Source organism: Methylomonas subterranea, from assembly GCF_024505185.1.
Lineage (GTDB): Bacteria > Pseudomonadota > Gammaproteobacteria > Methylococcales > Methylomonadaceae > Methylomonas > Methylomonas subterranea.
In genome coordinates this window covers 35,465-59,021 of the sequence record NZ_JANIBJ010000002.1, presented here as the reverse complement: position 1 = coordinate 59,021, position 23,557 = coordinate 35,465, and the positions used below count along the sequence as shown (strand labels likewise).

At 55.3% G+C, this 23,557-nt stretch carries 25 protein-coding genes, 1 tRNA gene and 1 riboswitch; of the genes, 12 read left to right on the top strand and 14 right to left on the bottom strand.

The window, feature by feature from the left end; translation table 11 throughout:
* The first annotated feature begins 51 nt into the window (after window positions 1-51).
* Window positions 52-315, top strand: a complete 264-nt coding sequence (rpsT, locus tag NP590_RS01470) for a 30S ribosomal protein S20 (RefSeq protein ID WP_256600377.1) — start codon at window positions 52-54, stop codon at window positions 313-315.
* 66 nt (window positions 316-381) lie between these two features.
* On the opposite strand, the gene NP590_RS01465 is transcribed toward rpsT, so the two are convergent.
* The gene (locus NP590_RS01465; protein WP_256600376.1) at window positions 382-1,713 is read right to left on the bottom strand and encodes a L,D-transpeptidase family protein; all 1,332 of its coding nucleotides are present in this window, start codon (window positions 1,711-1,713) and stop codon (window positions 382-384) included.
* Window positions 1,714-1,961: 248 nt separating this feature from the next.
* On the opposite strand from NP590_RS01465, the gene apbC reads away from it, so the two are divergent.
* Window positions 1,962-3,053 (top strand): iron-sulfur cluster carrier protein ApbC, encoded by a 1,092-nt coding sequence (apbC, locus tag NP590_RS01460; protein ID WP_256600374.1) that lies wholly within the window; start codon window positions 1,962-1,964, stop codon window positions 3,051-3,053.
* A gap of 27 nt (window positions 3,054-3,080) precedes the next feature.
* On the opposite strand, the gene NP590_RS01455 is transcribed toward apbC, so the two are convergent.
* From NP590_RS01455 to rplU, 9 genes are all read right to left on the bottom strand, one after another.
* Window positions 3,081-3,488, bottom strand: coding sequence for a hypothetical protein (locus NP590_RS01455; protein ID WP_256600373.1), 408 nt, complete (start codon window positions 3,486-3,488; stop codon window positions 3,081-3,083).
* Window positions 3,488-5,224 carry an Hsp70 family protein gene (locus NP590_RS01450; protein ID WP_256600372.1) on the bottom strand — a complete coding sequence of 579 codons (1,737 nt, stop codon included), beginning with the start codon at window positions 5,222-5,224 and terminating at the stop codon, window positions 3,488-3,490. Before NP590_RS01450 ends, NP590_RS01455 begins: the two co-directional genes overlap by 1 nt.
* A gap of 17 nt (window positions 5,225-5,241) precedes the next feature.
* On the bottom strand, window positions 5,242-5,892 hold the full coding sequence (locus tag NP590_RS01445; protein ID WP_256600371.1) for a nucleotide exchange factor GrpE: 651 nt from the start codon (window positions 5,890-5,892) through the stop codon (window positions 5,242-5,244).
* 5 nt (window positions 5,893-5,897) lie between these two features.
* Window positions 5,898-6,224: a J domain-containing protein gene (locus tag NP590_RS01440; protein WP_256600370.1), complete on the bottom strand. Its 327-nt coding sequence runs from the start codon at window positions 6,222-6,224 to the stop codon at window positions 5,898-5,900.
* 9 nt (window positions 6,225-6,233) lie between these two features.
* A complete protein-coding gene (locus NP590_RS01435) occupies window positions 6,234-8,765 on the bottom strand; it encodes a tetratricopeptide repeat protein (protein ID WP_256600369.1) in 2,532 nt (843 codons plus the stop codon).
* Window positions 8,766-8,787: 22 nt separating this feature from the next.
* Window positions 8,788-9,909: a glutamate 5-kinase gene (gene proB / locus NP590_RS01430; protein WP_256600368.1), complete on the bottom strand. Its 1,122-nt coding sequence runs from the start codon at window positions 9,907-9,909 to the stop codon at window positions 8,788-8,790.
* A complete protein-coding gene (cgtA, locus tag NP590_RS01425; protein ID WP_256600367.1) occupies window positions 9,896-10,954 on the bottom strand; it encodes an Obg family GTPase CgtA in 1,059 nt (352 codons plus the stop codon). The genes proB and cgtA overlap by 14 nt, the downstream gene beginning before the upstream one ends.
* A gap of 83 nt (window positions 10,955-11,037) precedes the next feature.
* A complete protein-coding gene (rpmA, locus tag NP590_RS01420) occupies window positions 11,038-11,295 on the bottom strand; it encodes a 50S ribosomal protein L27 (RefSeq protein ID WP_256600366.1) in 258 nt (85 codons plus the stop codon).
* Between the two features lie 17 nt (window positions 11,296-11,312).
* Window positions 11,313-11,624 carry a 50S ribosomal protein L21 gene (gene rplU, locus NP590_RS01415; protein WP_013819936.1) on the bottom strand — a complete coding sequence of 104 codons (312 nt, stop codon included), beginning with the start codon at window positions 11,622-11,624 and terminating at the stop codon, window positions 11,313-11,315.
* 210 nt (window positions 11,625-11,834) lie between these two features.
* Here rplU and NP590_RS01410 point away from each other — a divergent pair, with 210 nt between their 5' ends.
* Window positions 11,835-12,839 (top strand): polyprenyl synthetase family protein, encoded by a 1,005-nt coding sequence (locus NP590_RS01410; protein WP_256600365.1) that lies wholly within the window; start codon window positions 11,835-11,837, stop codon window positions 12,837-12,839.
* Between the two features lie 5 nt (window positions 12,840-12,844).
* On the opposite strand, the gene NP590_RS01405 is transcribed toward NP590_RS01410, so the two are convergent.
* Together NP590_RS01405 and NP590_RS01400 are read right to left on the bottom strand one after the other, a co-directional pair.
* Entirely contained in the window at window positions 12,845-13,252 is a 408-nt protein-coding gene (locus NP590_RS01405) for a hypothetical protein (protein WP_256600364.1), read from the bottom strand.
* A gap of 20 nt (window positions 13,253-13,272) precedes the next feature.
* Complete coding sequence (locus tag NP590_RS01400; protein WP_256600363.1) at window positions 13,273-13,440, bottom strand: hypothetical protein; 168 nt, start codon at window positions 13,438-13,440, stop codon at window positions 13,273-13,275.
* Window positions 13,441-13,473: 33 nt separating this feature from the next.
* Window positions 13,474-13,584, top strand: a riboswitch (TPP riboswitch).
* A gap of 36 nt (window positions 13,585-13,620) precedes the next feature.
* Here NP590_RS01400 and thiC point away from each other — a divergent pair.
* From thiC to NP590_RS01370, 6 genes are all read left to right on the top strand, one after another.
* Window positions 13,621-15,489, top strand: a complete 1,869-nt coding sequence (gene thiC / locus NP590_RS01395) for a phosphomethylpyrimidine synthase ThiC (RefSeq protein WP_256600362.1) — start codon at window positions 13,621-13,623, stop codon at window positions 15,487-15,489.
* Between the two features lie 135 nt (window positions 15,490-15,624).
* Window positions 15,625-17,637, top strand: a complete 2,013-nt coding sequence (metG, locus tag NP590_RS01390) for a methionine--tRNA ligase (RefSeq protein WP_256600361.1) — start codon at window positions 15,625-15,627, stop codon at window positions 17,635-17,637.
* A gap of 8 nt (window positions 17,638-17,645) precedes the next feature.
* Window positions 17,646-18,209: an RnfABCDGE type electron transport complex subunit B gene (locus NP590_RS01385; RefSeq protein WP_256600360.1), complete on the top strand. Its 564-nt coding sequence runs from the start codon at window positions 17,646-17,648 to the stop codon at window positions 18,207-18,209.
* 58 nt (window positions 18,210-18,267) lie between these two features.
* Window positions 18,268-18,344 (top strand) — tRNA-Arg (locus NP590_RS01380).
* Window positions 18,345-18,541: 197 nt separating this feature from the next.
* On the top strand, window positions 18,542-19,666 hold the full coding sequence (locus NP590_RS01375; RefSeq protein ID WP_256600359.1) for a fatty acid desaturase family protein: 1,125 nt from the start codon (window positions 18,542-18,544) through the stop codon (window positions 19,664-19,666).
* 335 nt (window positions 19,667-20,001) lie between these two features.
* Window positions 20,002-20,349 (top strand): hypothetical protein, encoded by a 348-nt coding sequence (locus NP590_RS01370; protein WP_256600358.1) that lies wholly within the window; start codon window positions 20,002-20,004, stop codon window positions 20,347-20,349.
* A gap of 36 nt (window positions 20,350-20,385) precedes the next feature.
* Here NP590_RS01370 and lnt read toward each other — a convergent pair whose 3' ends face one another.
* Window positions 20,386-21,951, bottom strand: coding sequence for an apolipoprotein N-acyltransferase (gene lnt / locus NP590_RS01365; protein WP_256600357.1), 1,566 nt, complete (start codon window positions 21,949-21,951; stop codon window positions 20,386-20,388).
* Window positions 21,929-22,153 (bottom strand): transposase, encoded by a 225-nt coding sequence (locus NP590_RS01360; protein ID WP_256600355.1) that lies wholly within the window; start codon window positions 22,151-22,153, stop codon window positions 21,929-21,931. Before NP590_RS01360 ends, lnt begins: the two co-directional genes overlap by 23 nt.
* Here NP590_RS01360 and NP590_RS20540 point away from each other — a divergent pair.
* The 3 genes from NP590_RS20540 to NP590_RS01350 all read left to right on the top strand — a co-directional run bounded on the left by NP590_RS20540 (window position 22,098) and on the right by NP590_RS01350 (window position 23,519).
* Window positions 22,098-22,451: an HGGxSTG domain-containing protein gene (locus NP590_RS20540; RefSeq protein WP_371927212.1), complete on the top strand. Its 354-nt coding sequence runs from the start codon at window positions 22,098-22,100 to the stop codon at window positions 22,449-22,451. The two genes, NP590_RS01360 and NP590_RS20540, sit on opposite strands and share 56 nt — an antisense overlap.
* A gap of 302 nt (window positions 22,452-22,753) precedes the next feature.
* Window positions 22,754-23,065, top strand: a complete 312-nt coding sequence (locus NP590_RS01355; protein WP_256600354.1) for a type II toxin-antitoxin system TacA family antitoxin — start codon at window positions 22,754-22,756, stop codon at window positions 23,063-23,065.
* Window positions 23,034-23,519 carry a GNAT family N-acetyltransferase gene (locus tag NP590_RS01350; protein WP_256600353.1) on the top strand — a complete coding sequence of 162 codons (486 nt, stop codon included), beginning with the start codon at window positions 23,034-23,036 and terminating at the stop codon, window positions 23,517-23,519. The genes NP590_RS01355 and NP590_RS01350 overlap by 32 nt, the downstream gene beginning before the upstream one ends.
* Window positions 23,520-23,557 lie beyond the last annotated feature (38 nt).

The following is a 23,557-nucleotide window of genomic DNA, read 5'->3' as shown; positions in this document are numbered from 1 at the left end:
TCCAAAAAGATAATGCACCGTTTTCAATTAACTCGAATGAACTGATACTTTATGGCTAATTCACCCCAAGCTAAAAAAAGAGCGCGTCAGGCAGAGAACAGCCGTATTCGCAATGCCGGACAACGCAGCAACCTGCGCACCTTTATTAAAAAAGTAATCGCCGCCGTTAGAGCCGGCGATAAAGAACAAGCGCAGGCAGCTTTCAAATCCGCTGTACCGGTTATTGATTCCGCCGTCAACAAGGGCATTATTCATAAAAATAAAGCCGCTCGCAGCAAAAGCAGGCTGAACAGCAGATTGCGCGACATGGCTTGAATCAAAGCCGCTTCGCTTTTAAAAAGGCCGATACCACACGGGTGTCGGCCTTTTTTTCGACCATCGCTACCGATTTGCCAGGGGCTTGATCGGCGTTGCCTCCAGATCGAAACTGCTTTTTATACGCTTGGCCATGATCCTGGTTTCCTTGGCGCTCTTGAATGGACCGGCAACCACCTGAAATACTCCGTCTTTCTCAACCTTGCGGGCGGGAATTTGCGGCCCTAGATGATTCAGCATCGCCGCCAGTTTTTGCGCATCCATTTCACCCTCCAGACTGCCGATGACGACGGACCAATCGCCGTCCGTCAGCTCACCGACCTCCGGCTGACCGTACAAGCGCTCCGGACGCCGAACTTTCAAGGCATCGGCCGCCAAGGCTACCAAATCCGGCCCATCCAGCAAGACCGGCGTCGGAATGCCATCCGCCCGATTCAAAACCGCATCCACGCGCACCCAATCCACCACGGCATTTTTTTCCTCGGCCAGTTTTTTTAACCTGGCCCGCGCATCGGCTTGTAATTTTTTATCCTGCCCGCGCCATTTTTCCAAGGGGCCATGCGCTTCGAGATACAGCATATCGCGATCCCAAGCCGCCAGATAAGGCTGATGCACTATCCTGACCGGCGTCCCGACACTGACCTGCCCGAACAGGACTTCCACATCTTCAGGATACAATTGCACACAACCATGACTCACCTGCATGCCTATGCCATAAGGTTTGTTGGTACCATGAATCAGGTAACCGGTAAAACCCAGCGGCATGGCGTAATTTCCCAGCGGATTATCCGGCCCGGAAGGAATAACCTTGGGCAAGGGGTCGCCCAATAAGCGATGTTCGCGATGAATAGACTGCGGCACGGTCCAGGCCGGGTTGGCTTTTTTGGCGACTATCTTGGTCAGACCCAGCGGCGTATTCCAGCCGTCACGACCGATGCCCACCGGAAAAGTCAGCACCCGTTGATCTCGTGGATAGTAAAACATGCGCATATTGGCCAGATTCAATACCACGCCCTTGCGCGGCGCTTCGGGCAAAATAAATTGCACGGGCAACAACACCGGCTGATTGTCCGCCAACGCCCACGGTTCCAGGCCGGGGTTGGCAATGGTGATGTCGGTGAACCCCAAGCCAAAATGGCGCGCCAAGTCCGACAAGGTATCGTCTCTTTGACTGTCCACGGCAGCCAGCGTCCCCACCATGCCCTGTCCTTCCGCGAGTGCAAAGGCATGAGTTTCAACAGTTTCGGCCTTGCCGCTGGATACCAACAACTCCGAATCCCTGGTAAATGTCCAGGACTGGCAGCCGCTTAAGACCAATAAAAATAAAGCCGCCCAACAGCCATGCGGCGACACGGCCGCCGTGGCGGCGTAATGTTCGAATTTAACGGATAAAGCCATGACTCAACATAAAACAGTGTAATGAGTCCTTAACATAGCTTTTTTTGCTCGGCCTTGCGGAGTTTTAACCAAACTCTCATCTTTACATTCCACCCCATTGAATCGTAAAGACTTCATTTCCCGCCATCCGGCATTGTTCCCTCCCGACAAACACTGTTTATCCTCCATTGACACCCGTTATAGTGGTACGCTACACCTTGCACCGCGCTGACGTATCCCTCAACACTATTTAGCCAAGGAGTCCCTACATGACCGGCATTGACAAGGCTGCTGTCGAAAATCTGCTCAAATCCTTTATCGATCCCAACGTCGCTACCGACTTGGTGGCCGCGAAAGCGGTAAAACACATCCACGTCGAGGGCGACGATGTCGGCATCAGGATTGAACTGGGGTATCCGGCGAAAAGTTATCTGCCGGAATTGAAAACCAAGCTGGAGCAGCAACTGGCCGCCTTGCCGGGAATAGGCAAGATTCAGGTCGATGTCGGTTTCAACGTCGTTGCCCATAGCGTGCAAAAAACCCTGAAGCCGCTGCCCGGCGTCAAAAACATCATTGCCGTGGCCTCCGGCAAGGGCGGGGTCGGCAAATCCACCACGTCGGTGAATCTGGCGCTGGCGCTGGCCACCGAAGGCGCCAGCGTGGGCATTCTGGACGCCGACATCTACGGCCCCAGCATTCCCACCATGCTGGGTCTGTCCGGACAGCCGGACACGGTGGACGGCAAGGCCATGCTACCCAAGGTATCGTTCGGCATTCAAACCATCTCTATCGGTTATCTGGTCGACCCCGACCAAGCCATGATCTGGCGCGGCCCCATGGTAACCGGCGCCCTGCAGCAATTACTTACCCAAACCCAATGGGACAATCTGGATTATCTGATCATAGACCTGCCACCCGGCACCGGCGACATTCAACTGACGCTGGCCCAACAAATACCGGTCAGCGGCGCCATCATAGTCACCACCCCGCAAGACATCGCCCTGATTGACGCTCAACGCGGCATAGGCATGTTCGAGAAAGTCAACGTGCCGATTTTGGGCTTGGTGGAAAACATGAGCATACACATCTGCGGCAATTGCGGTCATGAAGAAGCCATTTTCGGCCAGGGCGGCGGCTTGGCCATGGCCGAAAAAAACAAGCTGGAGTTTTTGGGCTCGCTACCGCTGGACATCAACATTCGCCAACAAGCCGACAGCGGCAGACCGACAGTAGCCAGCGACCCGGACAGCCGGGCCGCCGAAATGTATAAGGCCATCGCCCGTAAAATGGCCGCCAAACTGGCCTTGCGCGCCCGCGATTACAGCGGCAAATTTCCGAACATTGTGATTCAAAACACCTGAGCGTTCAGCGTATTTGCTTGATGTGCGCTATTCCCCCATAGCGCCATTTTCACTGGAGCGGGCCGACAAATAAGCGAGCAGTTCGGTAAATCGTAGCAAGGTTTCGCTATCGCCTCGCAACTGGCGCAGGCAGTCAAGGGCATTTTCGGCCTCCGGCCAATTTTGCCGCCCCACTCCTTGATAAAACCGCCGATACTGTTGCCGTAGCAAAAAACCCTTGAGCAATTCAGCCTCGGGCCCTTGCCTGAAACTCAAGGAGCGCATGACGGCCGCCGCCGCCAAACTAGCCTGACCGGCGCTCAAACTCTGCAGTGCCACGCTCAGCCACTGTTCGGCCAAGCGTTCGCCGCGCCGGATGCGCCCCAACTCGGCGCCGCAACGCGGGCATGCAGGGGCGCCATTCAGCCGGGCGTTACAGACCGGGCAGCGCTGCATCAGGATTCCAGGTAATAAATGATGTCGCTCAGACGCTCGACCGGCTCCCGCAATCCCGCATCGTCGCCGCTGGACAGGCAATCACTGATGGTTTCGATCAAACCCACCATGTCTTCTCTATCTTCGGCCGATACCGTTTCAAACAAGGATTCGGCTTTTTTGATCAATTTTCCGGCTTCGGCGGCGGCCGGACTTGCCGCGGCCGAGCCCGTTTCCGCGCCGCCATCGTCTCCGAACAAGCCGTCGATGCGTTGTTTGGCGCCGGCCAATTCCTCGGCCGCAAAACGGGAAATCGCGTTGTTGATGGTAATGGCTTTTTCCTTGCCGGAGGCTTTTTCCCGCGCGGAAACGTGCAAAATGCCGTTCAAATCCAGATCCAGCGTCAAGGTGATGATGTTGCCGGCCGGTACGTCCAAAAGATCCTCTACCCTGAATTCGCCGATTTTTATATTGTTCAACGCATCGGGATCCTCGCCCTGATAAATCTCCACATCCACCTGGCGTTGCCCGTCCCGATGGGTCATGAAGGCTTCCGACTTATGCACCGGCAACACGCTGTTTTTGTGAATGATGGGCACGAATTGATAGGGATAGCGCATGCCGTCCAAATATCCCAGCGCGCTGGTACCGTAGGTGTAGGGAGTGACGTCGACCAATACCGTGCCGATATCCTGGCCGTTGATCATTGCCGCCTGCATCGCCGCCCCCATGGCGACGCAAAGATCGGGATCCACGCCGCCGCTCGGTTCGAAACCGAATTCGTCGAACAGACGCTGGCGTATGCAGGGCGTGCGGGTCGAACCGCCGACCAAAATGATTTCGTCGATGTCCGACGCGGTCAGCTTGGCGCCCTTGAGCGCGATGTGGGTTGCATCCAGGGTGGCATTGATGTAATCGCTTATCATGTCTTCATAAGCCGAACGCGCCAGCTCCAACGTCAAATGCACCGGCGCTCCCTGGTGCTCCAGCAGATATTCCTCCTCGATCTGCGCATAGGGTTCGTCCGACAACAGCAGCTTGGCCTTTTCCGCCGCGCGGTTAACCCGCGCCATGGCCTTACTGTTGGCCGCGATGTCCACCCCCCGTTGCCGCAGGTGCTCCAGAATATGCTCGACGATCTGCCGGTCGAAATCGTCGCCGCCCAGGTGGTTGTCGCCATGGCTGGATAACACCTCGACGACGCCGGCCTGCACGCCGACCACCGAAACGTCGAAGGTGCCGCCGCCCAGATCATACACCAGCATGCGTTTGGCTTCGTCCGGGCCGGAGCCGTATACCAGCGCGGCCGCCGTCGGTTCGTTGATCATGCGCACGACTTCCAGCCCGGCGATCTGGCCTGCTTCGCGAGTGGCCTGACGCTGGGCATCGGAAAAATAAGCCGGCACCGTAATCACTGCCTTGCTTATGGGCCGGCCGACGTATTGTTCGGCAATCGCCTTCAGGCGCTTCAAAATGACGGCGGAAATTTCCTGCGGCGTATAAGCCTGCCCGGCCATCATGACCCGCGCGTCCTGCCCCATCAAGCGCTTGATCGATTTGACGGTGCGCTCCGGGTAAATCAGATATTGGTTGCGGGCGGTCTCGCCAACCAGTATTTCGCCGTTATCGTCGACGCCAACAAACGACGGTAATATCTTTTTGCCGGCCTCCGAGATCACGGTCACCCCACCGTTTTCCACAATCGCCACTTCCGAGTTGGTGGTACCCAGATCGATTCCGATGATGATGTCGTTCATAAGTTTCCGCGTAAATATTAGAGTTTATTGACTTTGACTTCGGCCGGACGCAACAACTGGTCACCGCACCAAAAGCCCTTGCGCAGTTCCTCCAGCACGATGCCGTTATCCAGCCGAGGATCGTTGCCGACCGCAATGGTGGACATGGTGTGGGCATCAAACGGCTTGCCGACGCAATCCATCGCAAACACGCGCCGGCGCTGCAGTTGTTGCTCCAGACGCTTCAAGGTGATTTCCTGGCCTTGGGCCACGCTGGCGATGAAGCGCACGTCCCGTTGTTTGGAATGATTGAACAAGGCATCCAGCGGTCTGTAGTTTTGCAAGGCCTTATGACCCTCGCTCAGCCGGTCGTAAATATCGATCAGTTCCAACAGCATGGCACGCTCCAGCTCGCCGCGTTGCCGCTGGCTTCGCTCGGCCGCCGCCGCCAATTCGCCGGCCAGGGCCTGATTGTCGGCCTTGAGCGTTTCCACCGCCATGCTCAAGGCGTCAAGAGTGGCCTTGAACTGCCGCGACTCAGTCCTGACCTCGGTTTTCAATCCGGCCAGATCGCTGAACAACGCCGTCAAATCCGGCTGATCGACATCGGTCAAATGGGCAAAATCGGTTTCCAGCAAATACTGCCGCAGGGCTGAAAGCAGGGAGTCTGGCGTGGCTTCGGTGGTCATGAGAGTCAGTTGATTTTCTTGGCTAGGGTTTGTTCTATCGAAACGCTGGACAGCAATTTCAGAAACTCATCCGCTGGCAGGGGCGAAATCCGATCCGCCGGCTTGAAGACGTGTTCCAGCAATTCGTCGAACTCCATGCCCGGCCAATGAAACAGCGCATAACGCAGGCGGCTGTCCTCGTCCTTGATGGTTTCGTAGGCCCGATGGATTTGCTGAAAGCGCTGTTGATCCCGGTCCGGCGGATTGTGCTTGACCTTTTCCAGATAGGCTTGCTTGATTTCCGCGTCCGAGGCCTGCTCGGTTACGCCCAGGATTTGATAAGGTGTATTCATTGGCGGCAATCAAAAAAATGGCAGCGAAAATTGGGGGGAATCGTTTTGAAACCGCCCGACAATATTCTCGAAATCGATTCCGATGTCGATCCGCAGTTCCTCCGCCGCCTCCAGCAGCGTTACCGAAGCATAAAAGTCCTGATTCATGAACAGAATGGCCAGCGTTTGCCCATCTATGCTGCCGGCATAACGGCGGATATATTTGTCCGCCAGCCGGCCGGGATCGTTTTTTTTCATGATGCCCTGGGCTTTTTTGGCCACCTTGGTCATGATGGAATTCGGCAAATGGCCGAAAAGATCTTCTATCGGATCGTTCTCGACCTCTGGGTCGTCTAATCCGGCCTCCTCGTCCTCGAATTCACAGGGATTGTCCATGTAACTATCATGCTGTACCAGGATGCGCTCAATCGACACGGCCGTCTTCAGGTCGCCCTCCTCTTTCGCTTGCTCCGAGGCATCCCGCAAGGCAAACAGCCTCATGAAATCCAAGCGGCTGTAGTCGCCCCGGCATTCGCCGACCGTCAAATAATATAACCACGCCGGCGCGCGCCATTTGGCATGACCCATTTTGGCGCAGTGTTTCAACAATTCGAAATGTCCAACCTGCTCCAAAACCCGGCACCAGGACAATAACAAGGTTTCGTGATCCAGCAGCCATTGCAGCGACTTTTTCACCGGCGCCTTGATTTTATCCAAGGCGTCAATTAACAGGGCCCCATCATCCAATTGCCCGTCATAATATTCCAGCGTGGCGATCAATCCCTGTAACTCCCGAGCGGACAACAGATAATCCTTGAACGCCGGCAATGCCTTGGTCAGCATTGCGGTAGCCAGCTCCAGCAAACCGGCTTCCATCTGGGCCTGAAATTGCATGGCAACGGGATTGTCATTCAGTTTCCCCAGTACGTCGACGATATGTTGCAAGCCCTGGTTTTTATCTTCCGCCCGCCACAAATATAAGCCGCGCAACAGCTCGGCCTGCAGGCGCAATCGTTTGTCGACGGTCAATTGTTCCGCGAAACGAATTTCCTTCTCCACCAAATGATATTTTTCGGTTTTAAGCAGGCGGCGGGCATGAGCCATGTGATTGGCAAACAACAGTTGTTTGGCCAGGGTATTGACGGGGTCGACTTTTAATAAAGCTTTTGCGTAAGCGGCGGCTTTTTTAAAGGCCTTTCTATTGGCAGCGGACTTGGCGGCGCGCACCAACAATTCGGTATTAGCGGGAAAGCGCAGCAAACCGCGTTCCAACCATTGTTCGTAATGAGCCGGATTGAGTTGGTCTTTTTCGTAAATGCTCAAGATGCCCAGATAGCTCTGCCTGTCGTCGGGATCGAATTCCAGACTTGCGGCCAGCAATTTCGCCGCATCGGCTCTGGAGACGCGGTCGGCCAGATGCCTGAGGATCAAGGCGATTTTTCTGTCGTTCGCCGGCCGGTCTTTTTTCAGGATATCGAGACAGCGTTCCCAGAAATAACGGGCGTCTCCGCCTCTCCCGTTTTGTTCGCAAGACAAAGCCCTTACCCGGTTTTCCTCGAATTCGTCCGCTATTGAAAAGTGCTTGAGATAATCCGCATAACCGTCCGGGTACTGTTCCAGCGCGCCCTGACAATAGGCTTGTGCTGCTTGCCCCCCGAACAAATCCCGGTATTGCAGAACCAGATTGAAGCGCGCCTTGTCGGCCAACCGGGCTTTTTGTTTGATCAAGGTTTCCAGCAAATCCGCCCGTTTGCCGGATATTCCCCTGGCCCGCGCGACGGCACGGCGTTGATTGTGTTCGAGCCCCGTCAAGGCGTCCACGAAATCCGCGCCGGACTTAAGATAAGCCAAGCAGGCATTGACGACCGGCCGATAAGGCGAGGTTTCCGGGATTTTGGACAACAAGGCCCCGGCCTGTTCGCTGGAAACGGTATCGAGCAGTTGCACTTTCAGCAAAATACCCAAGTCGCGAAAAGCGGAACGGTAGGGCAGCTTTTTTAAGCTTTGACCGCACTGCTCCGCGTCACCGTTTCGATAAGCGGCAAGCGCTTCGCCGATCAGCGACCAATGCCTGAGCAATGCCGAGTCTTGCGGCAAATGCGGCGGCAATTCCTCCAGACCGGAGACCAATAAAGCGCCCAGACACATTGCCAACTCGGGATAATCTTCATCCAACTGCCGGCCGTCGAAGCCTTCCAGCGCCGCATGGGCTTTACGATGGTTCTTGGCGGCCAACTGCCACAGCACATACATATCCCGCGCATGCAACGGCTTTTCGGCGTAATCGGCATAATTTTCCCACAGAATACAGGCTTCCTTGAACATGCCCTTGCCGGCCATGGCTTGCGCTCTCTGCAAATAACAGTCCGCCAGACAGCGCCGGTATTCGCCGTCATTGGATTTTTTCAACAGCTCCTTGAACGACTCGGTCGCTTCCTTATAGCGCCCGGCCGCAAAATGCCCTCGGGCCATCTGCAGCGTTATCGATTCGCTCATTCCGGCGGAAATGGTTTGGATGATTTTTTTCACGGCGGCACCGGCATTCACAACTGTGTCAATCATTAAGCCCTACAGGCTAGTCCGATCAGACCAGCACTAAATTATCCCGATGTATCAATTCGGCCTCGTCGGCGTAACCCAACAAGGCCTCGAATTCGCTACTGGGCTTGCCGACGATTTTAGCCGCATCTTCGGCGCCGTAATTGATCAGCCCGCGGGCAATTTCCGTTCCCCGCGTGTCGCGACAGGACACCAAATCCCCGCGCTTGAATCCGCCCCGAACCGCCGTTACGCCCACCGCCAGCAGACTTTTGCCGGCTGTTTGCAAAATTTTGACCGCCCCGTCGTCCAGCGTGACGCTGCCCTTGATTTGCAACTGCCCCGCCAACCACTGCTTTCTGGCTACCAGCGGTTCCAGGTTGGGAATCAGAAAAGTTCCCAATTGTCCGCCCTGAAACACGCCCCCAATCACATCTTCTATCTTGCCGGAAACGATCACCGTGGCCGCGCCGGAACGCGCCGCCAAGCGCGCGGCGCGCACCTTGGTGTACATACCGCCGCGCCCCAGGCCGCTAATACTGCCCCCGGCCACCTCATCCAGCAGGGCGTCGTTGACGCTGATTTCGGAAATTAATTTCGCATCGGGATTGAGACTGGGGTTGGCGTCGTACAACCCGGTTTGATCGGTCAGTATGATCAACAGATCGGCTTCCACCAGATTGGCGACCAAGGCGCCCAGGGTATCGTTATCGCCGAAACGGATTTCCTCGGTGGCGACGGCATCGTTTTCGTTGATGACGGGCACCACGCCGAAATTCAGCAACGTCAACAAGGTGCTACGGGCATTCAGATAACGTTGCCTGTCGGACAAGTCGTCGTGAGTCAATAAGACTTGCGCCGCCAGCAAGGCATGCCGTTCAAATTCGTTTTCGAAACAACGCACCAAGCCCATCTGCCCCACCGAGGCGGCGGCTTGCAGTTCATGCAGGGTTTTGGGCCGGGCTTTCAATTTTAAGCGACTCACCCCTTCCGCCACCGAACCGGACGACACCAATACCACATCGACGTTTTGCTGTCTGAGTGCGGCCATTTGCGCCACCCAGCCGGCAATCGCTGGCTTGTTTAGACCTCGCCCGCCGTCGGTCAGTAAGGAACTGCCTATTTTGACCACAACGCGCCTGGCTTGGCGAAAATCACTCCGGCTCACGGATAAACTCCTGTTCCCCGGCTTGTTGTTTTGCTTTGCTTTGGTCGAGAAAGTCCATGATGGCGTACATCAAGGCCTGGGTACCCTGACTCTTCAGCGCGGAGATATGAAATACCGGACCGGTCCAAGCCAGTTCATCGACTATGGCTTGGCAATGTTGTTCGACCTCATCGTCCGGCACGTTGTCGATCTTGTTCAACACCAGCCAGCGCGGTTTATCGGCCAATTCATCGCTCCACTTTTCCACTTCCTGGATGATTTTGCGGGCCGCCGAAACCGGTGTTTCGTCGCTTTCATAGGGAGCGATATCGACGATATGCAGCAACAGACCGGTTCTGGACAAATGTTTCAAAAATTGCAGGCCCAATCCCGCGCCTTCGGCCGCGCCTTCGATCACGCCGGGAATATCGGCAATCACGAAGCTACGCAGGTCGTCGACGCGCACCACGCCCAAATTGGGGTGCAGAGTCGTGAAAGGATAATCGGCCACTTTCGGCCGCGCGGAAGACACCGCTCTGATCAAACTCGACTTTCCGGCATTGGGCATGCCCAGCAAACCGACATCGGCAATTACCATCAATTCCAATTTCAGCAAGCGATGTTCGCCGGCCGAACCTTTGCTGGTCTGCTGCGGAGCCCGGTTGATACTACTCTTGAAGCGGGTATTGCCGAGACCGTGAAAACCGCCCTTGGCCACCAGCAGGCGTTGACCGGGCCTGGTCAGATCACCGATCTTCTCGCCGGTACTGGCTTCGTAAACTATGGTACCGGGCGGCACGGCCACCAGACAATCTTCGCCCTTCTTGCCGGTACAATCCCGGCTACCGCCGTTTTCGCCGCGCTGGGCGCGGTGTACCGAGTGGTAACGAAAGTCGACCAGGGTATTGACGTTTTCGGTCGCTATCAGATACACGCTACCGCCGTCGCCGCCGTCGCCGCCGTCCGGGCCACCCAGGGGTATATATTTTTCGCGGCGGAACGAGGCCTTGCCATTGCCGCCATCGCCTGCTTCCACGCGGATTTCCGCTTCATCAACAAATCTCATAATCTACCGGTATAAACAAAAAAGCCCCGCTAAAAAACGAGGCTTTTTGTATCAGTTGTGCCAAAAGCACAGCCAGGAATTTTTTATGCTGCTGCAATACTGATGTATTTGCGGTTTTTAGCACCTTTTTCTTCAAAAACCACAACGCCATCAACAGTTGCAAACAAGGTGTGATCCTTACCCATGCCGACATTGTCGCCAGCGTGGAATTTGGTGCCGCGTTGGCGAACCAATATATTGCCCGCTTTTACAACTTGACCGCCGAAGCGTTTAACACCCAGTCGCTGAGCATTAGAATCGCGTCCGTTACGGGTACTACCGCCTGCCTTCTTGTGAGCCATTTTTCAAACCTCGTATGTTAAGCGGAAATGCCAGTAATCTGGACTTCCGTGTAATATTGACGATGCCCCATTTGTTTCATGTGGTGCTTGCGTCTTCTGAATTTAATGATTCTGACTTTTTTGTGTCGACCTTGGGAAACCACGGTCGCGGTGACTTTGCTACCTTGGACGTAAGGCTGACCGACTTTTACAGCGTCGCCTGATTGAACCATAAGCACCTTGTCAAACTCTACGCTGTCGCCGGCGCCCAACTCAAGTTTTTCGATTTTTAAGGTAGTACCCTCTGCGACACGATACTGTTTACCACCTGTTTGAATTACCGCATACATCAGCGCAAGCTCCATCAAGCATATATCTGTTAAAAGTGAACAGCGGATTATATTTTCAAACAGAGATGCCGTCAAACCTAAATTACAGTTAGTTCGACAAATCCGCGCAATATCGCCAGTGGTACTATTGACACTAACCGGCATAATAAATAGCATGACGGCCATTTTATCCAACGCCACGCGTCACCGAATGAACTTTTCATACTACTCATGACAGCCACTCACCTCAGCACCGATTCGGTAAACATTGATTTCGACTCGATCAAAAATTTAACGTCGACCGAAACTCTTGCCGTAGACCAACTGATTTTGACCGAGTTGAGCTCGGATGTGGTACTGATCAATCAAATCGGCCATTACATCATAGGCAACGGCGGCAAACGCTTGCGACCCATGCTGCTACTGCTGGCGGCCAAAGCCTTGGGCAAGGTCAACGACCATCATTTGATTTTGGCCGCCGTGATCGAATTCATTCACACGGCCACTTTATTACACGATGACGTGGTGGACGAATCCGAGCTGCGGCGCGGCAAGGAATCCGCCAATGCTGTGTGGGGCAATGCCGCCAGTGTACTGGTCGGCGATTATCTGTATTCCAGCGCCTTCGAAATGATGGTTCGCACCAACAACATGCGGGTGATGGACATACTTTCCAAAACCACTACCGCGATTGCCGAAGGGGAAGTATTGCAATTGCTCAACTGTAACAACCCCGACACCAGCGAGCAAAAATACCTGGACGTCATCGCCCGCAAAACCGCCATTCTGTTCAGCACCGCGACCCGTCTGGCTGCCGTTATTTCGGATGCCGGCCCCGAAGTGGAAGGCGCATTGGCCATTTACGGCCAGCAACTGGGCGTGGCCTTCCAATTGATAGACGACGCGCTGGATTACACCGCCAGCACCGCCGACCTGGGCAAAAACCTGGGCGACGATCTAGCCGAAGGCAAACCCACCCTGCCGTTGATATACGCCATCGAGCATGGCACGCCGGCACAAGCCAAGGTTATCATCGACGCCATTCGCCAAGGCTCCAGGGACGCCTTTAACGAAGTTTACGCCGTGGTCAAGGCCACCAACGCCATCGAATATACCGAACAGTGCGCCGACAGCGCGGCCGAAAAAGCCATAGCAGCCTTGCACTGCCTGCCGAATTCCGCATATAAAACCGCCCTGGAGCAACTGGCCCGTTTCTCGGTTCAGCGCGACCACTAACCCGGTTATTGCGCCTCATTCAGCAGCCCGCCCAGCTGCTGAATGTTTTCGTGCAACAGCACCAGCTTTTTATCCAGCTTTCCCAGCAGTTGCCGCAGCATTTCCGCAACCTGACCGTCCGCCGCCTCGCCTAATGCCTGCGCGAAGCGCTCCTCCAGCAAACTGATCACGTCGCCGTCCGCCAACTCATCCAGACGATACAAAACCTCGTTATCAAGCATCCACTCAACAAAATCCGCTTTGTGCAGTTGCCGCGCTTCCCGCTGCAAAATCTCGCACGCCCCTAATACGGATTCCGCCAATTCCCCCACAGGCGCCAGGATCGCCACATCCTCCGCCAATAAGCGCAGTTCGGCCGCAATATCCTCCAGCCTAGCCAGCGTTGTTCTGAACCGCTTCTTTACCGACTTCATTGCCCCGCCCCATTTCCTAGCTAGTAGTTCCAAAAACCGTCCGCCCGACCCAAAGGCGCTTCCAACCCGTTGCCCAGTATCGCCGTGGCGGCAAACACCAAACCGCGCCAGCCACATTCCCCAACAACCGGCAAAACCCATTGTTTTATAAGCTTTTTATAGGCCAAGCCGCCAGGATTTGCTTGCATTTTCGGCGCCAATCATATAACTTAGCCGCCACCTTAAAAGGCTAGGGGTGCTTTCAATTATGGCAGTTTCGCCGGGAAAGCTGAGAAAAACCCTTCGAACCTGATCCGGTTAATGCCGGCGTAGGAAAGCCCAAATCTTTTCCCTGCGCTCGCGATCTATTGTATGTTTTGGAGTTAAGCATGAGCGCCGTCCGCAATGAAATTACCACCGATACCGGTAGTAGCGTAAGAATCGATTCCTATCCCGCCTCGGAAAAAATCTATATCGACGGCAGCCGCCCCGACATGAAGGTACCGATGCGCCAGATCAACCTGTCGGACACGCCTGCCCATTTCGGCGCCGAGAAGAACCCGCCAATCTTCGTCTACGACACCTCCGGCCCTTATACCGATCCGAACGTCGACATCAACCTGCATCAAGGCTTGGGTTCGGTACGCGGTAAATGGATAGAAGAGCGCGGCGATACCGAACTGCTGAACGGTCCAAGCTCAAAATTCGGCCACGAGCGCCTGCACGACCCCAAAACCGCCCATTTGCGTTTCGAACTGACCCGCAACCCGCGCCGCGCCAAGTCCGGCCACAACGTCAGCCAGATGCATTATGCCCGTAAAGGCATCATTACCCCGGAAATGGAATACATCGCCATCCGCGAAAACCAGAATCTGGAAGCGATGCGCGACCGTTACCAAGGCCAGCATCCGGGCTTTTCCTACGGCGCCAACATTCAATCCTTCATCACGCCCGAGTTCGTTCGCGACGAAGTAGCGCGCGGCCGCGCCATCATTCCCGCCAACATCAATCATCCGGAACTGGAGCCGATGATCATAGGCCGCAACTTTCTGGTCAAGATCAACGGCAACTTGGGCAATTCGGCGATCACTTCCTCGATTGAAGAAGAAGTCGAAAAAATGCTGTGGGGCATCCGTTGGGGCGCCGATACCATCATGGACTTGTCGACCGGCAAAAACATCCATGAAACCCGCGAATGGATCTTGCGCAACTCACCGGTTCCTATCGGCACCGTGCCGATCTACCAAGCCCTGGAAAAGGTCGACGGCAAGGCCGAGGAACTGACCTGGGAAATCTTCCGCGACACCCTGATCGAACAAGCCGAGCAGGGCGTGGATTACTTCACCATCCACGCCGGCGTACGCTTGCATCACGTGCCATTGACAGCCAAACGCCTGACCGGCATCGTCTCGCGCGGCGGCTCCATCATGGCCAAATGGTGTCTGGCGCACCATACCGAGAGCTTCCTGTACACGCACTTCGAAGAAATCTGCGAAATCATGAAGGCCTATGATGTGTCGTTCTCCTTGGGCGACGGCCTGCGCCCCGGCTCGATTTACGACGCCAACGACGCCGCCCAGTTTGGCGAACTGGAAACCCTGGGCGAATTGACCCAAATCGCCTGGAAACACGACGTGCAAACCATGATCGAAGGCCCCGGCCACGTGCCGCTACAAATGATCAAGCTCAACATGGACAAGCAACTGGAAGATTGCTTCGAAGCGCCGTTCTACACCCTGGGCCCGTTGACTACTGATATTGCTCCCGGCTACGACCATATCACCTCGGCCATCGGCGCCGCCAACATCGGTTGGTACGGTTGCGCGATGCTGTGCTACGTGACCCAGAAGGAACATTTGGGCCTGCCCAACAAACAGGACGTGCGCGAAGGCATCGTCACCTACAAGATTGCCGCCCACGCCGCCGATCTGGCCAAGGGCCACCCCGGCGCGCAAATCCGCGACAACGCCATGTCCAAGGCGCGCTTCGAATTCCGTTGGGAAGACCAGTTCAATCTGGCGCTGGACCCGGAAAAAGCTCGCTCCTTCCACGACGAGACCCTGCCCAAGGAATCGGCCAAGGTGGCACATTTCTGCTCGATGTGCGGTCCGCATTTCTGCTCGATGAAAATCACCCAGGATGTGCGCAACTACGCCGAGCAAAAAGGCCTGGAAGAAGAAGAGGCGCTGAAAAAAGGCATGGAAGAAAAATCCGAGCAATTTTTGAAGGAAGGCGCGGCGATTTACCACGAGGTTTAAACAATCTCAATCCGAGCCAGCCGGTTTGCCGCCATGCGAAACCGGCCGGTCTCGCCCTCCGGACGGCTCAGCCGTGAAAGACCGGCTGTTTTGTGACATAATCGCCGGCTCATTTTTCCTGCTGTTTTTGCCTCCATGTCCAATCGAAAAATCCTCGTTACCAGCGCCCTGCCCTATGCCAACGGCCCGATTCACCTAGGCCATCTGGTCGAATACATCCAGACCGATATCTGGGTGCGTTTTCAAAAAATGCGCGGTCACCAATGCCACTACGTCTGCGCGGACGACACCCACGGCACTCCCATCATGCTGCGCGCCGACCGCGAAGGCATCACGCCGGAACAATTGATCGCCCAGGTGGAACAGGAACACCGCGCCGATTTCGATGCTTTCGGCGTGGCTTTCGACCATTACCACAGCACCCATTCCGAGGAAAACAAAACCCTCTCCAGCCTGATTTACACCAGACTGCGGGACGGCGGCCACATCAACAGCCGCAGCATTACCCAGGCTTACGATCCGGTCAAAAACATGTTTCTGCCGGACCGCTTCATCAAGGGCGACTGCCCGAAATGCGGCGCCGCCGATCAATACGGCGACAATTGCGAAGCCTGCGGCGCCACTTATTCGCCGATGGAACTGAAAAACGCCGTATCGGCCATTTCCGGCGAAAAACCCATCGAAAAAGACTCGCTGCATTATTTTTTCAATCTGGGCGACTTCAGCGACATGCTGAACGACTGGACCAGGGCCGGCCATTTGCAACCGGAAGTCAGTAACAAAATGGCGGAATGGCTGCAAAACGGCTTGCAGGAATGGGACATTTCCCGCGACGCGCCCTACTTCGGCTTCGAGATTCCCGACGCGCCCGGCAAATATTTCTACGTCTGGCTGGACGCGCCGATAGGCTACATGGCCAGTTGCAAGGCCTTGTGCGACAAACTGGGCATCGATTTCGACAGTTACTGGAACAAGAACAGCACCAGCGAGTTGTACCATTTTATCGGCAAGGACATCATCTATTTCCACGCCCTGTTCTGGCCGGCCATGCTGCACGGCGCCGATTTCCGCACCCCCAGCGCCATCTTCGCCCACGGCTTTTTAACCGTGAACGGCGAAAAAATGTCGAAATCACGCGGCACCTTCATCAAGGCTCGCACTTATCTGGACCATCTGAATCCGGAATACCTGCGCTATTACTTTGCCGCCAAACTCAGCGCCGGCGTCGACGATATCGACCTGAACTTTGACGACTTCACCCAGCGCGTGAACGCCGATCTGGTCGGCAAAGTGGTCAATATAGGCAGCCGTTGCAGCGGCTTCATCAGCAAACGCTTCGACGGCTTGCTGTCCGGCGAATGCGTCGAACCGACCCTATTCCAGCAGTTCATCGACCAGCACAGCGACATTGCCAACCTATACGAAAGCCGCGAATTCGGCAAGGCCATGCGCGAAATCATGGCTCTGGCGGACAAGGCCAACCAATACATAGACGACAAAAAACCCTGGCTGATTGCCAAGGAAGCCGGCAAGGAACTGGAACTGCAACAAGTCTGCAGCGTCGGCCTGAATTTGTTCCGCCTGCTGGTCGTCTATCTTAAACCTGTGATTCCGAGCTTGGCGGCCAATGCCGAACAGTTTCTGAATCTGCCGCCGCAAGCTTGGCCCGGCGACGCACAACCATTGCTGGCACACAGAATCAACGCCTTCACGCCGCTGATGACCCGCGTCGAACCGGAAAAAATCGCCGCCATCGTGGAAGCGTCCAAGGAAAACCTGCAGCCAACTCCACAGGCGGCCAAACGGTTCGATCCGATTGCCAAGCCGATAGAAATCGACGATTTCGCCAAGATAGACCTGCGCATCGCCAAAATTCTGAATGCCGAACACGTGGAAGGCGCCGAGAAACTGCTGCATCTGACCGTCGACATCGGCGACGAAACCCGCAGTATCTTCGCCGGTATCAAATCCGCCTACGCGCCGGAAGACCTGATCGGCAAACTGACCGTGGTGGTCGCCAACCTGAAACCGCGCAAGATGCGCTTCGGCCTGTCCGAGGGCATGGTATTGGCGGCCGGTCCGGGCGGCAAGGATATTTACGTATTGTCGCCGGATGATGGCGCGGTGGCCGGCATGCGGGTCAAATAACATAGCCCATGCGTTCCACGCTTGCCGAACAAATCGACGCCCTGCTGCCGCAAACCCAATGCCGCAAATGCGGTTTTACCGGCTGCAAACCCTACGCCGAAGCCATTGCCCAAGGTAGTGCCGACGTAAACCGCTGCCCGCCCGGCGGCGCGGCCGGTATAGAAAAATTGGCGGCGCTGCTGGGTGTTACCGCCAAACCGCTCGATCCCGCTTGCGGCAGCGAGCAGCCCCGATTGGTCGCCGTTATCAACGAAGCGGACTGCATAGGTTGCACCAAGTGCCTGCCGCCCTGTCCGACCGATGCCATTTTGGGCAGTTCAAAACACATGCATACGGTCATTGCGGCGGAATGCACCGGTTGCGAATTGTGCGTGGCGCCTTGCCCGGTCAATTGCATAAGCATGCGGCCCGCCGCCGATCCTGACTGGACCATGGAAAACGCCGAGCGCGGCAGACGGCGCTTTCTGGCCAAAACGCGCCGTCTCGCCCTCCAGGAAGCCGACAAAACCGAGCGTCTGAACCGGCAAAAGCAAATGTTGGCTAAAGTCAAGAACACAAAAACCCAACTTTAATCGGCATCGGCAATGACTTAAAGCCGGATTGGCTTTATAATGCCGCTTCTTATCGCAAGCGCCCGTAGCTCAGCTGGATAGAGCGCAGCCCTCCGGAGGCTGAGGCCAGAGGTTCGAATCCTCTCGGGCGCGCCATTTTGACACCTCCCCACTACCGAAAACAGTCATGGCGGCATCATAGGCCTCAATTCAAGTTGCCTCCTCGAAAAAAGGAAAACGCGCGCGCCGCATGCCCGTCATTAAATGTCAGTCGCGAGAGCCGTAAGCGTAAGACTGTCGCACTTATAAAAGCACAACTTTAACAACACCCTTGCCAATCGAGGCCTGCCCTTTTGAGTTTACATAGCTATCAATCAGTCGATCGCACCCTATTAGCCAAGGACATAGATCAACTCCACCAACAAGCCCTCGCCGACATCGGCCCCAAGGATTTTGAACATTTAACCCGCATGGAACGCTGGGGCAAGCTTTGTTCCATACTCGGTTACGGCACGGCCTGGATCTTGCCCAACCCCGTATCGGCGTTGTTGATCAGTCAGGGCAGTTTCACCCGCTGGACCCAGGTCGCTCACCCCATCGTGCATAAGGGCTACGACAAAAATGCCGCGGCCGACAAGAATCACACCAGCAAGGCCTTCGGTCTGGGCTGGAGGCGCTTTATCGATTGGCCGGACTGGATGACCCTGCCCGGTTGGCATCACGAACACGATCTGCTGCACCACTACAACCTGGGCGAAACAACCGACCCCAACAATGCCCAGTACAATATGGAATGGCTGAGACAATCCAGGCTACCGATGTGGTTGCGCTATGTCATCGTGGCGTTTTTCTCCGGTATCTGGAAAATCAGTTATTACACCCCGCGCACCCATAAAGAGCTGGCACTCAATGCCGCCCGCCGCCAAGGCCAGCCGGCGCCCGCTACCACCCGCATCGGCGCCTGGAGCTGGTTTACCCCGCAGGGCCGGGCCCTGTGGCTGCAAAGCGTGCTGCCCTATGTCGGCTATCGCTTCGTGCTGATACCCGCGTTATTTTTGCCGCTGGGCTGCTTCGCCGCCACCAGCGTGTTGTTGAATTCCATTCTGGCGGAAATCTTTACCAATATGCACAGCTTTCTGGTCATGATGCCCAACCACGCCGGCGATGACGTCATGGCATTCGAAAACAAATCGGACAGCAAGGGCGAATTCTACCTGCGGCAGATACTGGGTTCGGTCAACTACCCCACCGGCTCCAATTTCAACGACTTTTTTTATGGCTGGCTGAACTACCAGATCGAACACCACCTATGGCCGGACATGCCGCTCAGCCAATATCAAAAGCTGCAGCCGCGCGTCAAAGCCCTGTGCGAAAAACACAACATACCCTATTGCCAGGACAACATATTCAAGCGGCTGTTGAAGGCCGTGGATATCATGGTGGGTAAGACGTCGATGTTGAAGCCGGTGGCGGGGTAAGTTGAAACCAGGTACGAATTGTGACTCCATAGTAACGTTCATGAAGGCAAGGCATCGCCCCGCCAAATGAAAGGCAGTCTCGTAGGAGCGACGCACAGTCGCGATGATGGCCTTGCGAATCGCGACAATTCGTCGCTCCCACCATGACTTTCAGAGTAACGTTCATGAAGGCCTGGCGATCGTCCCGACGAATAAAAGTAGTGCAGCTGGGTACGGTTCCTCGCCGGACAGGACGCCGTAAATACGTCCTTGTAGGCTCGACGGCAGCATCCTTGCCGCCGACGCCTGTCCAACAAGCAACCGTACCCGCCAGATTTTTTACTTTCAGAGTAAGCATGAAAAAGACCAAGAAAAACAAAGCGCTTTGGCTGAAGGCGTCCGATATTGAAGTCGGCTATTTGTATTTCACGACAGCCAATCAATATCGTGCCGTACTGGCAATGCGGGGCGATTTTTTGATTTATGCCCCGAGTTCCGAAGGACTGGAGCTTGGCTTCACGGACATGCCTTTTGAAAATTCACCCTGCAAGAAATGCCAAATCGTGACCTTTGCTCAAAAGGAATACCAAGCATTTACCATGAATGGCGTCGATGCCATCCGGCATCAACTCACCGAATCTCAGCTTGCTGAAGCTATCGCGCAGTGCAATGCAACCTCCTCGATTGCCGAACTGGGTGGATAAGTTACCGTTTGATGTTCAGTGATTTTTGCCAACGATTCACAACGTTTTGCCGCGTTTTTTTCTTACGCCGATAGCCAGCAATACGGCTAAAGCACTCCACAACAGCCCGGGCATCAAACCAAAGTGGCGCTGGTAGAACGTCGTCCGAGGCTGAGCCCGGTAAGGCACGCGATAAACCCCGGTCCAGCGCGCATCGGTGGGCGATAGGGCCAACACCTCGCCGTTCGCTAGCGAAACGGTCGAAACCCCGGTATTGGTAACCCGCAATACCGGGCGCCTGAATTCCACCCCGCGCGCCAGCGTCATATACAAATGCTGATAGGGTTCCTGCCAGCTGCCGTACCAGGAATCGTTGGTGACATTGACGATGAATTGCGCGCCCAGGTCGGCCAAGCCCTTGGAAAACTCGGGGAACAGGCTCTCATAGCAGATTTGCGGCCCCATGGCGTAACCATTGAAATTCAGCAGCAAGGTCGGCCCCGGCCCGCGGCCGAAATGCCCCACCATCGGCAACAAGGTCCGCAGCCAGGGAAAGGTTTCTTCTCCCGGAATGAACTCACCCAAGGCCAGCAAATTAGTCTTACTGTAATGCGGCTCGGTGACGTTGCCCTGTTTGTCGATGGCGAACAGGGAATTGGTGATCAGCCCGGAGCTTTCATGCTTGCCGTAGGCGCCGGTAATTAAGGCCACCCGATGAGCTTGCAAGAATGCGCGCAGTTCCCGCGCGTAATCGGAGTGATTGAACTCGGGCCCCAGTAGGGCCGGAAAGGCCGTTTCCGACCACATCACAAAATCGACGGCCGGATTTTCCGCCAGACCGGCTTCGGTAACCTGTAAATATTTCTTTAAAATTTCGCCGCGCAAGCCCCTGCCGTGCTCCATCGCCTGCTTCTCAAGATTGCTGATATCCGCCTGCACCATCATGGTAACCAGGGAGGCATCCGGCTCCGGCAAGCGATTTTTTAGCCACATGCCGCCGCCATTCAGGCCCAGAAAAACCAATAAAATTGCCGTCAAGCTCAATTTGCCGCCGATGTGCGCCCGTTGCCGCCAAGCCAATAACACCGGCAGATTGGCCAATATCGTCAACATGCTCAAACCGCTGAAACCGACAAACTCGGCCCACTGGTAAACCGGCGCGCCGGCCCCGTACCAGCTATAGCCGAAATTCCATTTGAACAACATCGGCACGTAGAGTTCGGCCAGCGCCGTGAGCACGGCCATCAGCGCGAACGAAGACCGGTCCGAGACGTAAAACCCGCGACTCCAGAACCACAACGCTCCCGCCACCGGCACGAATACATGGCCGAACAAGGCAAACAAGGCCATGCCGATAGCGGATACAAACCAGTTCACCATGGCAAATTCATGCAAGGTGTAGGTCACCCAGTTAAAGCCGATCAAGGTATAAATAAAGCTGGTCAGCAGACCGCCGAGCACAACGTTTTTCAAGCTGTTCTGTTGCCGCCAAAACAACCACAACGGCACAAAGCAAAACAACGACGCCCAAGGAGGGAAGGGAATATAACTGGTGCCAATGAAAACGCCGGACAACACCGGCAACCACCATTGAGAATTTTTAGCCGGCCACAGCTTGCGCATACTCGGATATCCCGCCCCAGGAATTGAAAAAACCGATTGTACCCGATTGCTTGACGAAACCCCGGTTGGAAACCCATGCGCTTGGGATAACCACCAAATAACGGTAACCGTGTTCGCGTAGCCGGATCAAATTACTTTCCGTGGCGATGCCGGCATCCATGACCACCAGAGCGCCGGCGAGCGCTTCCAGGTCTTTCAGCATCCCAGCCAGGGTCTTAAAAGCCTATTACCGGCAATGCGACGTGATCCGCGAAGCATGGGACAAGGTAATGACCGAATGCCGCCACGCTATCCTGCTTTCCCGGATGATTTGCGTGGCCTGCAATGCGGCGCCAAAACTACGCGAGTTGGAACGCCTTGCAAAAAGCACGGCGATTTATCGAAACGGGCGTTGTCTATTCCATGGGGGTTGCAGTACGGGGCCGACTTCCCAGGCTGGCAAAGCGCGGGCAGCGATGAACGGTCACTGCCCGAAGAAGAAGCGAACTCATGAAGGGTGATAAAACCTGATTTTTCGACCAGGTTTTCCGCGCGGCAAAGTGTGATTATTTGCCATGAGAAAAGTGGAGTCATGCGACTATACAAAACGCCAGATCGAGTGGGTTTTGCAATCCAGATGCTGTGAACATGCGAAGCCATGTAATACTGGAAAATACCTACAGCGCGCGGCCTCGTTAAGCGTCAGAGTGCAAACCGAGGTTTGCACCTCGGAAGGGATTAGCTGAACACTATTCTATATGGCGCCATTTTGGCGACAGTGCTACACTAAACGGAATATTCCATTTGATCGCAGGTAAACACCATGGAAACTGTCACAGCCAAGCAAGACCGCATCGGCGCGCGCGTCCCGCATGAGGTTTACGAAACATTGTGCCGTGCTGCCGAACTGACCGGTGCCACGGTCAATCAGTTTTTAGTGCAGTCGGCCTTAAAAGAAGCCCAGGCCGTTATCGAGCGCGAGGAAGTCATCCGTTTATCCCCTCGCGACTGGAATTGGTTGCTTGATCTGATGGAAAACCCGCCGCAACCCAACGCCAAGTTGCAGGCCGCTATGAAGCACTACCAGGACGCGAAGCAAAACGATGCAGATAATACCTTTAACTGGGGACCATGATCGGCAACGGTTTGATTGCGGCTGTGAAGAACTGAATGACTGGTTGCGAAAGGTTGCTCGCCAGCATCAGGACAAAGGACTGTCGAAAACCTTTGTTGCTATCGACGAAGCCAAGCCAACTCAAATTTGCGCCTATTACGCTCTCACACTAGCCGAACTCGAAAATCGCCATCTGCCGGCTGCTTGGGGTAAAAAAATGCCTCGCCGCATACCTGGGGTTCGATTGGGTCGGTTGGCCGTCGATCAGGTATTCCAAAATAAGCGGCTCGGCGAGTTACTGCTGATTGATTCCTTGATGCGCGCGCGGCGTATCCATACCGAGGCGGGAGGCATCGGTTTATTTGTCGACGCGATTGATGAACCAGCGGCTGCTTACTATCGGCGTTTTGGATTTGAAGCTTCGCCGGATAATCCGCTGTTGCTATTCTTATCTTGCACAGCAATTGGCTCGTAAAAAAGGGACGCCACAATGATTTCTAACCGCACAGGCCG

Coding starts and splice junctions, on each gene's coding strand:
- rpsT (WP_256600377.1), top strand. CDS start 52: ATGGCTAATTCACCCCAAGCTAAAAAAAGAGCGCGTCAGGCAGAGAAC.
- NP590_RS01465 (WP_256600376.1), bottom strand. CDS start 1,713: ATGGCTTTATCCGTTAAATTCGAACATTACGCCGCCACGGCGGCCGTG.
- apbC (WP_256600374.1), top strand. CDS start 1,962: ATGACCGGCATTGACAAGGCTGCTGTCGAAAATCTGCTCAAATCCTTT.
- NP590_RS01455 (WP_256600373.1), bottom strand. CDS start 3,488: ATGCAGCGCTGCCCGGTCTGTAACGCCCGGCTGAATGGCGCCCCTGCA.
- NP590_RS01450 (WP_256600372.1), bottom strand. CDS start 5,224: ATGAACGACATCATCATCGGAATCGATCTGGGTACCACCAACTCGGAA.
- NP590_RS01445 (WP_256600371.1), bottom strand. CDS start 5,892: ATGACCACCGAAGCCACGCCAGACTCCCTGCTTTCAGCCCTGCGGCAG.
- NP590_RS01440 (WP_256600370.1), bottom strand. CDS start 6,224: ATGAATACACCTTATCAAATCCTGGGCGTAACCGAGCAGGCCTCGGAC.
- NP590_RS01435 (WP_256600369.1), bottom strand. CDS start 8,765: ATGATTGACACAGTTGTGAATGCCGGTGCCGCCGTGAAAAAAATCATC.
- cgtA (WP_256600367.1), bottom strand. CDS start 10,954: ATGAGATTTGTTGATGAAGCGGAAATCCGCGTGGAAGCAGGCGATGGC.
- rpmA (WP_256600366.1), bottom strand. CDS start 11,295: ATGGCTCACAAGAAGGCAGGCGGTAGTACCCGTAACGGACGCGATTCT.
- rplU (WP_013819936.1), bottom strand. CDS start 11,624: ATGTATGCGGTAATTCAAACAGGTGGTAAACAGTATCGTGTCGCAGAG.
- NP590_RS01410 (WP_256600365.1), top strand. CDS start 11,835: ATGACAGCCACTCACCTCAGCACCGATTCGGTAAACATTGATTTCGAC.
- NP590_RS01405 (WP_256600364.1), bottom strand. CDS start 13,252: ATGAAGTCGGTAAAGAAGCGGTTCAGAACAACGCTGGCTAGGCTGGAG.
- NP590_RS01400 (WP_256600363.1), bottom strand. CDS start 13,440: ATGCAAGCAAATCCTGGCGGCTTGGCCTATAAAAAGCTTATAAAACAA.
- thiC (WP_256600362.1), top strand. CDS start 13,621: ATGAGCGCCGTCCGCAATGAAATTACCACCGATACCGGTAGTAGCGTA.
- metG (WP_256600361.1), top strand. CDS start 15,625: ATGTCCAATCGAAAAATCCTCGTTACCAGCGCCCTGCCCTATGCCAAC.
- NP590_RS01385 (WP_256600360.1), top strand. CDS start 17,646: ATGCGTTCCACGCTTGCCGAACAAATCGACGCCCTGCTGCCGCAAACC.
- NP590_RS01370 (WP_256600358.1), top strand. CDS start 20,002: ATGAAAAAGACCAAGAAAAACAAAGCGCTTTGGCTGAAGGCGTCCGAT.
- lnt (WP_256600357.1), bottom strand. CDS start 21,951: ATGCGCAAGCTGTGGCCGGCTAAAAATTCTCAATGGTGGTTGCCGGTG.
- NP590_RS20540 (WP_371927212.1), top strand. CDS start 22,098: ATGCCGGCATCCATGACCACCAGAGCGCCGGCGAGCGCTTCCAGGTCT.
- NP590_RS01360 (WP_256600355.1), bottom strand. CDS start 22,153: ATGCTGAAAGACCTGGAAGCGCTCGCCGGCGCTCTGGTGGTCATGGAT.
- NP590_RS01355 (WP_256600354.1), top strand. CDS start 22,754: ATGGAAACTGTCACAGCCAAGCAAGACCGCATCGGCGCGCGCGTCCCG.
- NP590_RS01350 (WP_256600353.1), top strand. CDS start 23,034: ATGCAGATAATACCTTTAACTGGGGACCATGATCGGCAACGGTTTGAT.